Source organism: Heyndrickxia faecalis (genome assembly GCF_040267745.1).
GTDB lineage: Bacteria > Bacillota > Bacilli > Bacillales > Bacillaceae_C > Weizmannia > Weizmannia faecalis.
Genome location: NZ_CP158453.1, coordinates 2694381 through 2708408, shown reverse-complemented (window position 1 = coordinate 2708408; position 14028 = coordinate 2694381). Strand labels below are relative to the sequence as shown.

Sequence of the window (14028 nt, the reverse complement as noted above, 5' to 3'; positions counted from 1 at the left end):
CAACAGAAATGCCGAATGAACAAAGCTTTGCAAGTTTTGTCCATTCGGCAATACATGATTTACACATTTAAACTGCCCTGCTCCCTTAGTTTTTCCATTACCTTTCCCGCCGTTTCTTTTCCATTCACGATGCAATCGGCGATGCCGACGCCGTAGTAAGAGCAACCGGCGAGCACCACGTCCGGGTCGCTTGCTGATAGCTTTTTGGTTAGCGCTTCTACCCTCTGACGGTGGTGCAAATCGTACTTCGGCATCTTGCCCAGCCATTTTGTCACTTCCGCTGCCACTGGCTGTGCACTTATCCCGAGCGCCTGCCGCACATCTTTCAGCGCCGTTTCAATCAGGCCCTCCTGATCCATCGCATTCAGCCGGTTAAACAGTGCGGCATCCGCGTCTTTATAAAACAAGCGCAACAGCAGGCGTCCATTTTTCGACGTGTGCGGCCATTTCCGGCTTGTCCATGTGCAGGCATTGCAAACGAGCCCACTTCCGCCAGAAACAATAAAACCTGTCCCGTCTTTCGGCAAGACTGCATCCGGCACGTCAAAACCAAGATAAACGGTGATCACCGAAGCGGCCTTAAACTGATCCCATTCCTTATCCAAAGCAGGGTTCGCAAGCAGTTTCTTCGCTGCAGCATGCGGTACGGCAAGCACCACCACATCTGCTTTAAGCCTGCGCCCGTCCGACAATACAACAGTATAGCCTTTTTCGTGCCGTTCAAGCGCAACTGCTTTCACGCCTTTTATGATGTCAGCGCCCGCTGCCTTTTCCTCAAGGCGGTCAGCCAGTTCGGACAAACCGTTTTTAAACGATACAAATTTTTTCTTCTCAGGAGACAAGAAAGTTTGCTTATGTTCGGACAAACCTTTCATAATGCTGCCATACCGATTTTTATAATCGACAAGAAACGGCATTGTTGTCGCCAATGTCAGTTCATACAAATTGCCGGAGTAAACGCCGGACAGCACCGGCGCAATTTGTTTCTCCACCAGTTCTTTGCCGAAAAAAGCCTCCAAAAATTCTCCGGCTGAACTGTCTTTTGTAAAAGAATGGTTTTTCGTAAACAAATCTTTCAGCGCCGTCAGTTTCCCTTTCGTTGAAACAAGTTCACTGCCAAAAAGGGCATCCAAACTTGCCGGAATGCCAAACACTGCCTCTCGCGGAATCGGTTTTAACCCATCTTCCCGGTAAAGATACGAGATGCCGGTAGCATTGTGGCGGATCCGGTTTTCAAGCCCAAGTTCTTTCAAAAACCCGGCTACCCCTTTTTTGCGGGCAACGATCGAATCCGCGCCCGTTTCCATAATAAAACCCTCTTTCCGGACGGTACGGAGCTTTCCGCCGGCTTCCGGATTTTCTTCCACAAGGGCCAAGGATACCTGTGCCCCTGTTTTTTCAATCTGTTTATGAAGCTCGTACAATGCGGTAAGGCCCGTAATGCCCCCGCCAATGATCACGACCGATTTCAATTTTATACCTCCGTTCAGCCTCTGTTACTTCTATTATAAACAAACCGGTTTCTTCTATTTTTTATGTTTTTGCCTAAAATGTGACAATCACCCTTTAAAATCTTACACCTGGTTCTATCATCTTTACAAACTCTTAACATTCCATTCATATCTGCTTAATACCGCACGATTATCTTTAAAAGTGCAAGGAGCAAGCCAATAAAAAACAGGGGGCAAAAAAATGAAGAAAAAGTTTGCAGCGGTATTTGGCTTATTCACGATTTTCGCAGTGATTGCAGCCGGGTGCGGGAACACAAAAGAGACGACAGTATCCGGCAAGGGCGCAAAACAGGAAAGCATCACGGCTGTCGGTTCAACCGCACTCCAGCCGCTTGTGCAGGAAGCCGCGACACAATATATGAATGATCATCCTGAAGCAACCATTAACGTACAGGGCGGCGGCAGCGGAACTGGATTGAGCAAAGTTGCGGAAGGCGCTGTCCAAATCGGGAATTCTGACGTTTTTGCCGAGGAAAAAGACGGCATTGACGCAAGCAAAATTACGGACCATAAAGTTGCGGTTGTCGGATTTGCGCCGGTTGCAAATCAGGATATCGGCGTCGATAACCTGACAAAACAGCAGCTGATCGGCATTTTCACTGGAAAAATTAAAAACTGGAAAGAAGTCGGCGGAAAAGACCTGAAAATCGTTGTGATCAATCGTGCGGAAGGATCTGGCACACGGGCCGTCTTTGAAAAACAGGCTTTAGATGGCGCTACTGCAGTGAAGGCGCAGGAACAGGACTCTTCGGGTACTGTGCAAAAAATTGTCAACGAAACACCGGGGGCTATCAGCTATCTCGCATTCTCTTATATGAACAATAAAGTCAAAGCTTTAAAAGTGGACGGCGTTGAACCGACAGAAGAGAACGTCAAAACAAACAAATGGAAAATTTGGGCTTATGAACATATGTACACAAAAGGAAAGGCAAAAGGCTTAACGAAAAAGTTTATAGATTACATGCTTTCGGATGAAGTGCAAAAAAACCTCGTTCCGAAACTCGGGTACATGCCTATTTCTGAAATGCAAGTTGAACGGGATGCAAGCGGAAACGTTACAACAAAATAAAGTGGATTTAAAACTTTGCGGAGCTCTGAACTGATGCAAGCAGCAGAATGATCGCCAGAACGATACGGTTTCCGGTTATCCGGGGCACGTCCGGCGGCACATTTCTGCTTGTCTTGTCCTTTTTTGAAAACCGCAACTGAAAAGGATAGACCATGTAAAAGCACAAGCAGCCAAGCGGGCAGAGCGGGTTGCTCGCAAAGCAGAAATGAGTTCGGCAATCAAAGCGGCAACCATGCCCGTTTTTCAAAACCGCAACTGAAAAGGATAGACCATGTAAAAGCACAAGCAGCCAAGCGGGCAGAGCGGGTTGCTCGCAAAGCAGAAATGAGTTCGGCAATCAAAGTGGCAACCATGCCCGTTTTTCAAAACCGCAACTGAAAGGGATAGACCATGTAAAAGCACAAGCAGCCGATCGGGCAAAGCAGGTTGCTCGCAAAGCAGAAATGAGTTCGGCAATCAAAGTGGCAACCATGCCCGTTTTTCAAAACCGCAACTGAAAGGGATAGACCATGTAAAAGCACAAGCAGCCGATCGGGCAAAGCAGGTTGCTTGCAAAGCAGAAATGAGTTCGGCAATCAAAGCGGCAACCATGCCCGTTTTTAGAAACCGTAACCGGAAGGGGATAGAACAACGTGAGTGAAAATGCACTCAAATGGACAGAACAGGTTGTCAAAAATAAAGCTAAGCCGCGTTCGAAAATCAAAATAGAACGGCGCGGGAAAATGATGACACTGATTTGCATTGCTTTGATGGCGATTGTGGCCGCATCAATTTTTATTTTTGTCGCAACAAAAGGGCTTGCCCTTTTCTTTGAACATCATGCCAGTGTCTTAGAATTTTTCACCGGAAAGGACTGGAACCCGGGTAAAAAGGATGCTGCCGGAAACCCGGTTGCGGGGGCTTTGCCGATGATAACCGGTTCCTTTGCTGTCACATTTCTTGCCGCTATCGCTTGTGCGCCGCTTGCAATCGGCGGGGCTGTATTTATGACGGAAATTTCCGCTAAACGGGGGCAAAAAATGTTGCAGCCGGTCATCGAATTGCTTGTCGGCATTCCGTCGGTTGTTTACGGATTTATTGGATTAAGTGTCGTCGTCCCGTTTCTTCGTGAACATATATCAGGAAGCGGCTTTGGCATTGCGGCAGGAACCATTGTGCTTGCGATCATGATTTTGCCGACTGTGATGAGTTTGTCGGTGGATGCAATCCGTGCTGTTCCCGATTCGCTCCGGGAAGCCTCGCTTGCGCTTGGGGCGACGCGCTGGCAAACGACTTACAAAGTGGTGCTGCGGACGGCGCGGCCGGGTTTGTTAACGGCTATTATTTTCGGGATGGCCCGGGCATTCGGCGAAGCGCTCGCGGTGCAGATGGTGATTGGCAACGCAACGGTGATGCCCCGTTCATTGTTCGAACCGGCATCCACTTTAACAAGCATTTTAACGATGGGCATGGGCAATACCGTGATGGGAAGCGTGGAAAATAACGCGCTTTGGACGCTAGCGCTCGTGCTGCTGCTCATGTCGCTCGTCTTTATCATCATCGTCCGTTTTATCGGCCGCAGGAGGGATGCATCATGAAAGCAAAAATGGCGGACCGTATCGCAACATCCGTTCTTTACTTCATTGCCATGTTTATCGTCGCCATTCTTGCGGGGCTCGTCGGATACATTCTTGTAAAAGGGCTGCCGCACGTTAGCTGGTCATTCATTTCGTCCCCTCCCCAAACCTTTAAAGAAGGCGGGGGAATCGGGCCACAGTTGTTCAATTCCTTTTATTTACTCGTGTTGACAATGGCGATCAGCATGCCAATCGCACTTGGCGCAGGTATTTATATGGCAGAGTATGCACGGAAAAACCGGCTGACGGATTTGCTCAGGACGGCGATTGAAGTGTTGTCTTCGCTTCCGTCTATTGTGGTCGGGCTGTTTGGTTTTCTGTTCTTTGTCCTGTCGATGGGCTGGGGATTTTCGATTTTGTCCGGCGCGTTTGCATTGGCGCTTTTCAATTTGCCGCTGCTGGTCCGGGTCGTGGAAGATTCGCTCCGTGCCATTTCGCCAGCGCAGCGGGAAGCAGGCCTTGCACTTGGGGTGTCAAGATGGGAAACGATTCAATCGGTGCTGCTTCCGGCTGCGTTGCCGGGGATCATCACCGGGATTATTTTGGCCTCCGGGCGCGTTTTCGGCGAAGCGGCAGCCCTAATTTATACAGCAGGCATGAGCTCGCCGAATCTTGATTTTTCAAACTGGAACCCGTTCAGCATGAACTCTCCGCTGAACCCGCTCCGCCCGGCTGAAACATTGGCTGTGCACATTTGGAAAATCAACGGGGAAGGCCTCATGCCGGATGCCGCGTCCGTATCAAGCGGCGCGTCCGCAGTGCTGATCCTGTTTGTGCTTATCTTTAATTTTTCAGCAAGGTTTATCGGCAAATGGCTCCACAACCGGATGACTTCGCAATGAAGGCACCGTATCCATTTGGAAACGTGCCGTGCCTGCTTTCAAATCGGTGCATGGCAGGATTAAAAGCAACAGCTTCGCAACCGGATAAGTGGGGATGTTCAAAAACTAACAACGCTACGTCTGTTTGGCATCATAGCTCGTTTTTACTTAGCGAGAATGAGAAGCAAACAGCTCGACAATCGGTTGAGTTCGCCATAAGAGGTTGGGCATGTACCGGTCCAAAAACTGGTAACGGCCATCCGTATCAAACGCTAGGCTTGCACACGTTTCCTTTTAGCCAAGACAAAAAACAGATCCACCTGAATCATTTCACAATAAAAGGAGGAATGACCCATGGCAGTATCGATGCTGGCACGGAATGAAAAAATAGTGCTACCCGCGGTTGAAATCCCTGGGCAGATGCCGGAAGCACAGAACATTATCATCGAAACCAAAAATTTAAGTGTTTTTTACGGGGAAAAAGCAGCGATCCAAAATGTTAGCCTCGCGTTTCCCGAACATCAGGTGACGGCATTAATCGGCCCGTCCGGATGCGGAAAATCCACCTTTTTGCGGAGCCTGAACCGCATGAATGATGAAATTGCAGGCTGCAGGATGTCCGGCGGGATTTTTTATAAAGGAGCCGACATCACCCGGCCCGGCGCGGACGTTTTTGAAATCCGGAAGCATATCGGCATGGTGTTCCAGCGCCCGAATCCGTTCGCAAAATCGGTTTTTGAAAATGTCGCGTTCGGCCCAAAGCACCATGGCGTGAAGAAAAAAGCATGGCTGGAAGAAATTGTCGAAGAAAGCTTAAAAAAAGCAGCATTATGGGATGAAGTGAAGGACCGCCTGCATACGTCCGCGCTTGCCCTATCAGGCGGCCAACAGCAGCGGCTCTGTATCGCAAGGGCGCTCGCCATGAACCCAGATGTCCTGCTTCTTGATGAACCGGCATCGGCGCTCGATCCGGTCTCAACCGGTAAAATTGAGGAACTGATGCTCGAACTGAAAAAAGATTATACCGTTGCCATTGTCACGCACAATTTGCAGCAGGCCGCCCGCATTTCCGACAAAACCGCCTTCTTTTACATGGGTGCACTGATCGAAGCGGGGGACACGACGAAAATGTTTACGAAACCGGAAAACCAACAAACAAGGGACTACTTATCCGGCTTTTTCGGTTAAATCCCGGTGGAAAAGGAGAAATGCAAAATGGCAGCAGTATTGGAAAAACGGGCAGATAACCAAACGGCTATCCGGGCTGAGCGTGTGAATGTGTTTTATAAAAACTTTCAAGCCCTTTACGATATCAATCTGGCATTTCCAAAAAAGCATGTGACAGCACTGATCGGCCCGTCCGGATGCGGAAAATCCACGTTTTTGCGGACGTTGAACCGAATGAATGACAACATCCCCGGTTTCCGAATGGAAGGCCATATTACGATTGGAGACGAACATATTTATGCGCCAAAAACGAATGTTGTCCAATTAAGAAAAAATGTCGGCATGGTCTTCCAGCGCCCGAATCCGTTTCCGATGTCCATTTACGATAATGTCGCGTACGGTCCGCGCATCCACGGTGTTAAAAACCGGCATGTGCTGGATGAAATCGTAGAAAAATGTTTGATGCAGGCTGCGCTGTGGGATGAAGTGAAAGACCGCCTTCACACCTCTGCCACGGGGCTTTCCGGCGGGCAGCAGCAAAGGCTTGTGCTTGCAAGGGTGCTCGCGGTTGAACCGGGCATTATTTTAATGGACGAACCGGCATCGGCACTTGATCCGGTATCGGCCGCAAAAATTGAGGAGTTGATCCTCGAATTGAAAGCACAATACACGATCATTATCGTCACCCATAATATGCAGCAGGCGATGCGCGTGTCCGGACATACCGCTTTCTTTTTGAATGGCAGGGTGGTGGAATTCGCTGAAACAACCAAAATGTTTACAAATCCTGCATCGAAGCAGACAGAAGACTATATTTCAGGACGGTTCGGCTAATCCTTTCCATCGCTTGACAGGTGAAGGAAAGCACTTCCATTCAAGTTCAGCTGAGAGGGTGACTGTTTGGCTGTTCTTTTCCATTTTCTTATGCGTAAAAACATATAAAAAATGTCTTTTACTCATTCTTTTTCATAAAAAATCATCTCCGATGAGAATTGAATCTTGATATTGGCGGTGTTCTCTATGTATTAGGGGCATTGCTGAATATTCAGTTGCTGAAAATGATGCCGTATACGATTGTGTATCCATTAACATCCATCACATATATTTGGACCTTGATCCTTTCTTCCCTTTTTTTGTTGGAAAAAATGAACAGGAGAAAATGGTTCGGGATTCTGCTGGTCATTACAGGGGCATTTTTCCTTACCATGTAGATTTTAAACCCAGTTGCTTGACGCTGGGTTTATTTTTTTCTAGAATAGTGGAAATATCAAAAAACCAGTCCCAATCCTATAAGAAAAGAAAATCGGACAGCAAGGAGGGAGCAGGATGGGGGTTCACCAATATTTTAAAAGTTTGTCTGACCTGGAAAAAATTTACCGTTGCCCGGGCAAATTTAAATTTCAAGAACACTCGGTGGCAGCCCATTCTTTTAAAGTGGCAAAAATCGCCCAGTTTTTCGGCCATGTGGAAGAGAAAGCCGGCAATAAAGTGAACTGGCGCGCGCTCTACCAAAAGGCGCTGAATCATGATTATCCGGAACTGTTTACAGGCGACATCAAAACGCCGGTCAAATATTCTTCAAAAGAGCTGCATGAGTTGTTCAAACAGGTCGAGGAAGAAATGACGAAAAACTTTATCAACGGCGTATTTCCGGAAGAATACCGGGAAATTTATTTTGATTTGTTCAAAGAAGGCAAGGACGATACGCTGGAAGGAAAAATATTATCCGTTTCCGACAAAGTCGATCTTTTGTATGAATCTTTTGGGGAAATTCAAAAAGGCAATCCGGAGCCGCTGTTTCTGGAAATTTACGAGGAATCGCTGCGGACCATTTTGCGGTTTTCGGGGCTTGCATCTGTCCAATACTTTTTAACGTCCATTTTGCCTGATCTGCTCGCAGAACGATTTATCGAACGGAGCCAGTTGCGCGGCATTACAGATGAAATCATTGAAAATGAATTCAAAAGATAATTCATTTTCAATGATTTTTCTTGTATTTTCAGGCGGAATGTTAAAAAATAGGGATAGCAGAAGAAAGGGCTTGGAGTGGGGTGAGGATGATCGTTCAATTGGTGGTAGCCGCTGTTTTTCCATGCTTTCTCGTCATCTTTTTTTCGCGGGTTACGTTTAACCAGGTGATTGGGCTGATCCTTACGGTTGCGCTCATTGTCGCTTCCGTTTATAAAGGCTATACGCGCACGTGGCCGGTGTATATCGTGGATGCAGCTTCATTGACAATCGGGTTTTATTTTGCTAATACAATGATACGGAAGGCAAAGATGAAAAAAGGAATGAAAAAATGAAGACGGAGGCGCCCATGACCGGATTCAAAATGAACCCTGCAGAAAAGCAGCGGGTTCTGCGGGAAATACAGCAATTTGTCTGGGAACAGACAGGTGAAGAAATCGGCGTGATTGCCGCACAGGCGTATTTTGACTTTTTTCAGGAAAAGCTTGCGGCACACTACTATAATAAGGGAATTGAGGATGCGAAGAAAATATGGGAAGGGCAAAATGCACGTCTTGAAGAAGAATGGTACGCTCTGGAAATCCCGGTGAAATAACGGCCATCCGTTCCTAAAAGCGGTAGGGAAAATCCTTACCGTTCTTTCTTATGAAAAAGATAGAAAACTTGTTCGCTTTTTGTTGGAGACAGGGCAGGATTTATGTTAAAATAAAAAGACTGAAAGACGAAGAACGCCTTTTAAGGTTGAAATAGATGATGCCGGTTAAGGAGGCTCATGGATGGAACAGCATGCTTTTGAACTTGTTTCGAAATACAAGCCGGAGGGGGACCAGCCGGAAGCGATCCGCCAGCTTGTGGACGGCATCCGTGCAGGCAAAAAGATTCAGACACTGCTCGGGGCGACCGGAACGGGAAAAACGTTTACGGTTTCGAATGTGATTAAAGAAGTGAATAAGCCGACGCTTGTCATTGCCCACAACAAAACGCTGGCCGGGCAATTGTACAGCGAGTTTAAGGAGTTTTTCCCGAACAATGCAGTAGAGTATTTCGTCAGTTATTACGATTATTACCAGCCTGAAGCGTACGTGCCGCAAACCGATACGTATATTGAAAAAGATGCAAGCATTAATGATGAAATTGACAAACTGCGGCACTCGGCAACGTCTGCCCTGTTTGAGCGCAATGATGTCATTATTATTGCGAGCGTCTCCTGTATTTACGGCTTAGGTTCGCCGGAAGAATACCGCGAGCTTGTCGTCTCGCTCCGGACCGGGATGGAAATTGAGCGGAACCAGCTGCTGCGGCGGCTTGTTGATATTCAGTATGCCCGCAATGATATTGACTTCCAGCGCGGGACGTTCCGTGTGCGCGGCGATGTCGTCGAAATTTTCCCGGCTTCGCGCGATGAACACTGCATTCGTGTCGAGTTTTTCGGTGACGAAATTGACCGGATCCGCGAAGTCGACGCGCTGACCGGCGAGATTATCGGTGACCGCGACCATGTGGCGATTTTCCCGGCTTCCCACTTCGTTACGCGCAATGAGAAACTGCAGATTGCGATCCGGAATATTGAAGCGGAACTTGAAGAACGGCTGAAAGAGCTCCGCGATAACGGTAAACTGCTCGAAGCGCAACGGCTCGAACAGCGAACGCGCTATGATCTGGAAATGATGCGGGAAATGGGCTTTTGTTCCGGGATTGAAAACTATTCCCGCCATTTGGCGCTGCGCCCGCCCGGTTCGACGCCGTATACGCTTCTGGACTATTTCCCGAAAGATTTTCTGCTCGTCATTGACGAATCCCATGTTACGCTCCCGCAAATCAGGGGAATGTTTAATGGGGACCAGGCGCGCAAGCAGGTGCTCGTCGACCACGGGTTCCGGCTGCCGTCTGCGCTTGACAACCGGCCGCTCCGGTTTGAGGAATTTGAAAAACATATTTCGCAAATGATTTGCGTATCCGCTACACCGGGGCCGTATGAACTTGAGCATACGCCGAAAATGGTGGAACAAATTATCCGCCCGACAGGCCTTTTGGATCCGGAAATTGAGGTGCGGCCGATCGAAGGGCAAATCGACGACCTACTCGGGGAAATTCAGGACAGGATTGAAAAAAATGAGCGCGTGCTTGTCACGACACTGACGAAAAAAATGGCGGAAGATTTAACGGACTACTTGAAAGAAGTGGGCATTAAAGTCCAGTATCTCCACTCCGAAGTAAAAACGCTCGAACGGATTGAAATTATCCGCGACCTCCGTCTTGGCAAATATGATTGTATTGTCGGCATCAACCTGCTCCGGGAAGGGCTGGACATCCCGGAAGTGTCGCTTGTTGCCATTCTCGATGCCGATAAGGAAGGCTTCCTGCGTTCCGAACGGTCACTGATTCAGACGATCGGCCGCGCCGCCCGGAATGCAAACGGCAAAGTGATCATGTACGCCGACAGAATCACGGATTCGATGGAAAAAGCGATCAGCGAAACGAAACGGCGCCGTACCGTCCAGGAAGCCTATAACAAAAAACATGGCATCACGCCGAAAACGATCCAAAAAGATATCCGCGATACGATCCACGCGACCTATGCGGCGGAAGATGCAACGCCGTATGAAGCGGAAGAAACGAAAAAGCCGCTGACGAAAGAAGAACGCATACGGATGATTGCAGAACTGGAAGAAAAGATGAAAGAAGCGGCAAAAGCGCTTGACTTCGAGCAAGCCGCCCGGTACCGTGATGCCCTTTTAGAACTGAAAGCAGGTGACGACCACAATGGTATTAGATAAAATTGAAGTAAAAGGGGCCCGTGTTCATAATTTAAAAAATATTGATGTAACCTTGCCGCGGGACCAGCTTGTTGTGCTGACGGGATTGTCCGGGTCCGGAAAATCTTCGCTCGCATTTGATACGATTTATGCGGAAGGGCAGCGGCGCTATGTTGAATCGCTGTCCGCCTATGCCCGGCAATTTTTAGGGCAGATGGACAAGCCGGATGTGGATGCGATTGAAGGCCTTTCCCCGGCAATCTCCATCGACCAGAAGACAACGAGCCGCAATCCGCGTTCCACCGTCGGGACGGTAACAGAAATTTATGATTATTTGCGGCTTCTGTATGCCCGCGTCGGCCACCCGATCTGCCCGAACCATGGCATTGAAATTGCTTCTCAGACGGTCGAACAAATGGTGGACCGGATCATGGCATACCCGGAACGGACACGGCTCCAGGTGCTTGCCCCGGTGGTATCGGGTAAAAAAGGCCGGCATGTGAAACTGCTGGATGATATTAAGAAACAGGGTTTCGTCCGTGTCCGCATTGACGGGGAAATGCTCGACCTCGGCGAAGAAATAGAGCTGGACAAAAACAAAAAACATTCCATTGATATCGTTGTTGACCGTATTGTCGTAAAAGACGGAATTGAGCCCCGCCTGGCCGATTCGCTTGAAACAGCGCTGAAATTGGCGGACGGGCGTGTGGTAATTGATGTGATCGGGGAAGAGGAACTGCTGTTTAGCGAGCACCTTGCCTGCCCGATTTGCGGCTTTTCGATCGACAAACTGGAACCGCGCATGTTTTCGTTCAACAGCCCGTTCGGCGCCTGCCCGGAATGTGACGGGCTCGGGGCAAAGCTTGAAGTGGATCCAAGCCTTGTCATTCCGGACGCCTCGCTTACGCTCAATGAAGGCGCGATCGCCCCGTGGGAACCGATCAGCTCACAATATTATCCGCAGCTCTTAAAAGCGGTGTGCGAGCATTTTGGCATTGATATGGACACGCCTGTAAAAGATTTGCCAAAGCATCAGATGGAGATCATTTTATACGGATCCGGCAATGAACGGATTTATTTCCATTATGAAAATGATTTCGGCCAGGTGCGCGACAATATGATTCAATTTGAAGGCGTACTGAACAATATCGAACGCCGTTACCGCGAAACCAGTTCCGATTTTACGCGCGAGCAGATGGAAAAATATATGGCCCAGCAGCCATGCCCGAAATGCAAAGGCTACCGCCTGAAACCGGAAAGCCTTGCTGTGAAAGTGGGCGGGAAACATATCAGTGAAGTGACGGATTACTCGATCGCGGAAGCCCGCACCTTTTTTGCCCATCTTGAATTGACGGAAAAAGAGCAGGCGATCGCCCGGCTGATCCTGCGCGAAATCGAATCCCGGCTCGGTTTTCTCGTTAATGTCGGCCTCGATTATTTGACGCTGAGCCGTTCTGCCGGTACGCTTTCCGGCGGTGAAGCCCAGCGTATCCGGCTTGCGACGCAGATCGGATCGCGGCTTACAGGCGTTTTATACATTCTCGATGAACCGTCGATCGGCCTCCATCAGCGCGACAATGACCGCCTGATTGCAACGCTCAGGCAAATGGCCGATATCGGCAATACGCTTATTGTTGTCGAACACGACGAAGATACCATGCTTGCCGCAGACTATTTAATTGACATCGGCCCGGGGGCAGGCGTCCATGGCGGAAAGGTTGTTGCGGCCGGCACGCCGCGCGAAGTTATGAAAAATCCGGATTCACTCACCGGCCAGTATTTATCCGGAAAGAAATTCATCCCGCTCCCTCTTGAACGGCGGAAAGGGGACGGCCGTTTTATTGAAATCAGAGGCGCAAAAGAAAATAATTTAAAAAACATAAATGTAAAATTTCCGCTCGGCATGTTTATTGCCGTAACCGGCGTCTCCGGTTCCGGAAAGAGCACGCTTGTCAATGAAATCTTGCATAAGGCCCTTGCCCAAAAATTGCAGCGTGCAAAAGCAAAACCGGGCGCTTACAAAGAAATCAGGGGCATTGAGCATCTCGAAAAAGTCATTGACATCGACCAGTCCCCGATCGGCAGGACGCCGCGGTCCAACCCGGCGACCTATACCGGCGTGTTCGATGATATCCGCGACGTGTTTGCTTCCACGAACGAAGCAAAAATCCGCGGCTATAAAAAAGGGCGGTTCAGCTTTAACGTCAAAGGCGGCCGCTGTGAAGCCTGCCACGGCGACGGGATTATCAAAATTGAAATGCACTTTTTGCCGGATGTGTACGTACCGTGTGAAGTATGCCACGGCAAACGGTATAACCGTGAAACGCTCGAAGTCCAGTACAAGGGCAAAAATATTGCAGATGTCCTCGATATGACGGTGGAAGATGCGATTGCGTTTTTCGAAAACATTCCGAAAATCAGACGGAAACTGCAGACCATCGCGGATGTTGGTCTTGGTTACATCAAACTCGGGCAGCCGGCAACAACCCTGTCCGGTGGAGAAGCGCAGCGCGTGAAACTCGCATCCGAACTGCACCGGCGTTCGACCGGCCGTTCTTTCTATATTTTGGATGAACCGACAACCGGCCTTCACGTCCATGATATTGCCAAACTGCTTGATGTGCTGCAGCGGCTGGTGGAAAACGGCGATACGGTGCTTGTGATCGAGCATAACCTCGATGTCATCAAAACCGCCGACTATATCATTGACCTCGGACCGGAAGGCGGAGATGGCGGCGGAACCGTTGTTGCTACCGGTACGCCGGAAAAAGTTGCGGAACACCCAACCTCCTACACCGGAAAATATTTGAAACCGGTGTTGGAACGCGACCGGGAAAGAATGGAAAAAGAAATAGAAAACCTGGCGCGCTGAGGCATGCTTACCGTTTTTTCGGCTAATAGGAAAGTATAAATTTTTCAGTTTCTACTTTCCTAGCGCATAAGTGCAACTACGGTTTTGCTCTCGCCTAAAGGCCCGGACGCCCGCGTTTTCTTTACGCCGGATGAATAACTGAATGCGGGATGTACGGCGCCTTTTGGCAATTTTTTCTATTATGTGGGAAATCGGGGTGCTAACTTTATGGTGCTCCTCCCCCGCTAGCGGGAGGGGGTCTCTTGTAC

The 14028-nt window shown here is 49.0% G+C and carries 13 protein-coding genes; 12 read left to right on the top strand and 1 reads right to left on the bottom strand.

Translation table 11 applies throughout. The annotated features are described in order from the left end of the window. Positions 1-59 precede the first annotated feature (59 nt). Complete coding sequence (gene hemG / locus ABR335_RS13215; protein WP_014095852.1) at positions 60-1472, bottom strand: protoporphyrinogen oxidase; 1413 nt, start codon at positions 1470-1472, stop codon at positions 60-62. A gap of 220 nt (positions 1473-1692) precedes the next feature. Between hemG and ABR335_RS13210 the strand changes: the two genes are divergently transcribed. The 12 genes from ABR335_RS13210 (at position 1693) to uvrA (ending at position 13780) form a co-directional block, all read left to right on the top strand. Continuing rightward, entirely contained in the window at positions 1693-2580 is an 888-nt protein-coding gene (locus ABR335_RS13210; protein WP_179234284.1) for a phosphate ABC transporter substrate-binding protein PstS family protein, read from the top strand. A 722-nt stretch (positions 2581-3302) separates the two neighbouring features. After that, positions 3303-4157, top strand: a complete 855-nt coding sequence (pstC, locus tag ABR335_RS13205; RefSeq protein ID WP_350346729.1) for a phosphate ABC transporter permease subunit PstC — start codon at positions 3303-3305, stop codon at positions 4155-4157. Continuing rightward, positions 4154-5038: a phosphate ABC transporter permease PstA gene (gene pstA, locus ABR335_RS13200; RefSeq protein ID WP_035189110.1), complete on the top strand. Its 885-nt coding sequence runs from the start codon at positions 4154-4156 to the stop codon at positions 5036-5038. Before pstC ends, pstA begins: the two co-directional genes overlap by 4 nt. Then, a complete protein-coding gene (locus ABR335_RS13195) occupies positions 5035-5400 on the top strand; it encodes a hypothetical protein (protein ID WP_017551686.1) in 366 nt (121 codons plus the stop codon). The genes pstA and ABR335_RS13195 overlap by 4 nt, the downstream gene beginning before the upstream one ends. Then, entirely contained in the window at positions 5384-6205 is an 822-nt protein-coding gene (pstB, locus tag ABR335_RS13190; RefSeq protein WP_235601114.1) for a phosphate ABC transporter ATP-binding protein PstB, read from the top strand. The genes ABR335_RS13195 and pstB (ABR335_RS13190) overlap by 17 nt, the downstream gene beginning before the upstream one ends. Positions 6206-6232: 27 nt before the next feature. Next, positions 6233-7018, top strand: a complete 786-nt coding sequence (gene pstB, locus ABR335_RS13185; protein ID WP_350346240.1) for a phosphate ABC transporter ATP-binding protein PstB — start codon at positions 6233-6235, stop codon at positions 7016-7018. A 158-nt stretch (positions 7019-7176) separates the two neighbouring features. Further along, complete coding sequence (locus ABR335_RS13180; protein ID WP_350346239.1) at positions 7177-7395, top strand: EamA family transporter; 219 nt, start codon at positions 7177-7179, stop codon at positions 7393-7395. A 115-nt stretch (positions 7396-7510) separates the two neighbouring features. Then, complete coding sequence (locus ABR335_RS13175) at positions 7511-8155, top strand: HD domain-containing protein (RefSeq protein ID WP_328004505.1); 645 nt, start codon at positions 7511-7513, stop codon at positions 8153-8155. Positions 8156-8241: 86 nt separating this feature from the next. Continuing rightward, positions 8242-8487: a CsbA family protein gene (locus ABR335_RS13170; protein ID WP_014095840.1), complete on the top strand. Its 246-nt coding sequence runs from the start codon at positions 8242-8244 to the stop codon at positions 8485-8487. Positions 8488-8501: 14 nt separating this feature from the next. After that, positions 8502-8747 carry a DUF2164 domain-containing protein gene (locus ABR335_RS13165; protein WP_014095839.1) on the top strand — a complete coding sequence of 82 codons (246 nt, stop codon included), beginning with the start codon at positions 8502-8504 and terminating at the stop codon, positions 8745-8747. Between the two features lie 181 nt (positions 8748-8928). Next, positions 8929-10929, top strand: a complete 2001-nt coding sequence (gene uvrB / locus ABR335_RS13160; protein WP_014095838.1) for an excinuclease ABC subunit UvrB — start codon at positions 8929-8931, stop codon at positions 10927-10929. Then, positions 10916-13780, top strand: coding sequence for an excinuclease ABC subunit UvrA (gene uvrA / locus ABR335_RS13155; protein ID WP_350346238.1), 2865 nt, complete (start codon positions 10916-10918; stop codon positions 13778-13780). The genes uvrB and uvrA overlap by 14 nt, the downstream gene beginning before the upstream one ends. Positions 13781-14028: the final 248 nt, after the last annotated feature.

Coding starts and splice junctions, on each gene's coding strand:
- ABR335_RS13165 (WP_014095839.1), top strand. CDS start 8,502: ATGACCGGATTCAAAATGAACCCTGCAGAAAAGCAGCGGGTTCTGCGG.
- ABR335_RS13170 (WP_014095840.1), top strand. CDS start 8,242: ATGATCGTTCAATTGGTGGTAGCCGCTGTTTTTCCATGCTTTCTCGTC.
- ABR335_RS13195 (WP_017551686.1), top strand. CDS start 5,035: ATGAAGGCACCGTATCCATTTGGAAACGTGCCGTGCCTGCTTTCAAAT.
- ABR335_RS13175 (WP_328004505.1), top strand. CDS start 7,511: ATGGGGGTTCACCAATATTTTAAAAGTTTGTCTGACCTGGAAAAAATT.
- pstB (WP_235601114.1), top strand. CDS start 5,384: ATGCTGGCACGGAATGAAAAAATAGTGCTACCCGCGGTTGAAATCCCT.
- pstC (WP_350346729.1), top strand. CDS start 3,303: ATGATGACACTGATTTGCATTGCTTTGATGGCGATTGTGGCCGCATCA.
- pstA (WP_035189110.1), top strand. CDS start 4,154: ATGAAAGCAAAAATGGCGGACCGTATCGCAACATCCGTTCTTTACTTC.
- ABR335_RS13210 (WP_179234284.1), top strand. CDS start 1,693: ATGAAGAAAAAGTTTGCAGCGGTATTTGGCTTATTCACGATTTTCGCA.
- uvrA (WP_350346238.1), top strand. CDS start 10,916: ATGGTATTAGATAAAATTGAAGTAAAAGGGGCCCGTGTTCATAATTTA.
- pstB (WP_350346240.1), top strand. CDS start 6,233: ATGGCAGCAGTATTGGAAAAACGGGCAGATAACCAAACGGCTATCCGG.
- uvrB (WP_014095838.1), top strand. CDS start 8,929: ATGGAACAGCATGCTTTTGAACTTGTTTCGAAATACAAGCCGGAGGGG.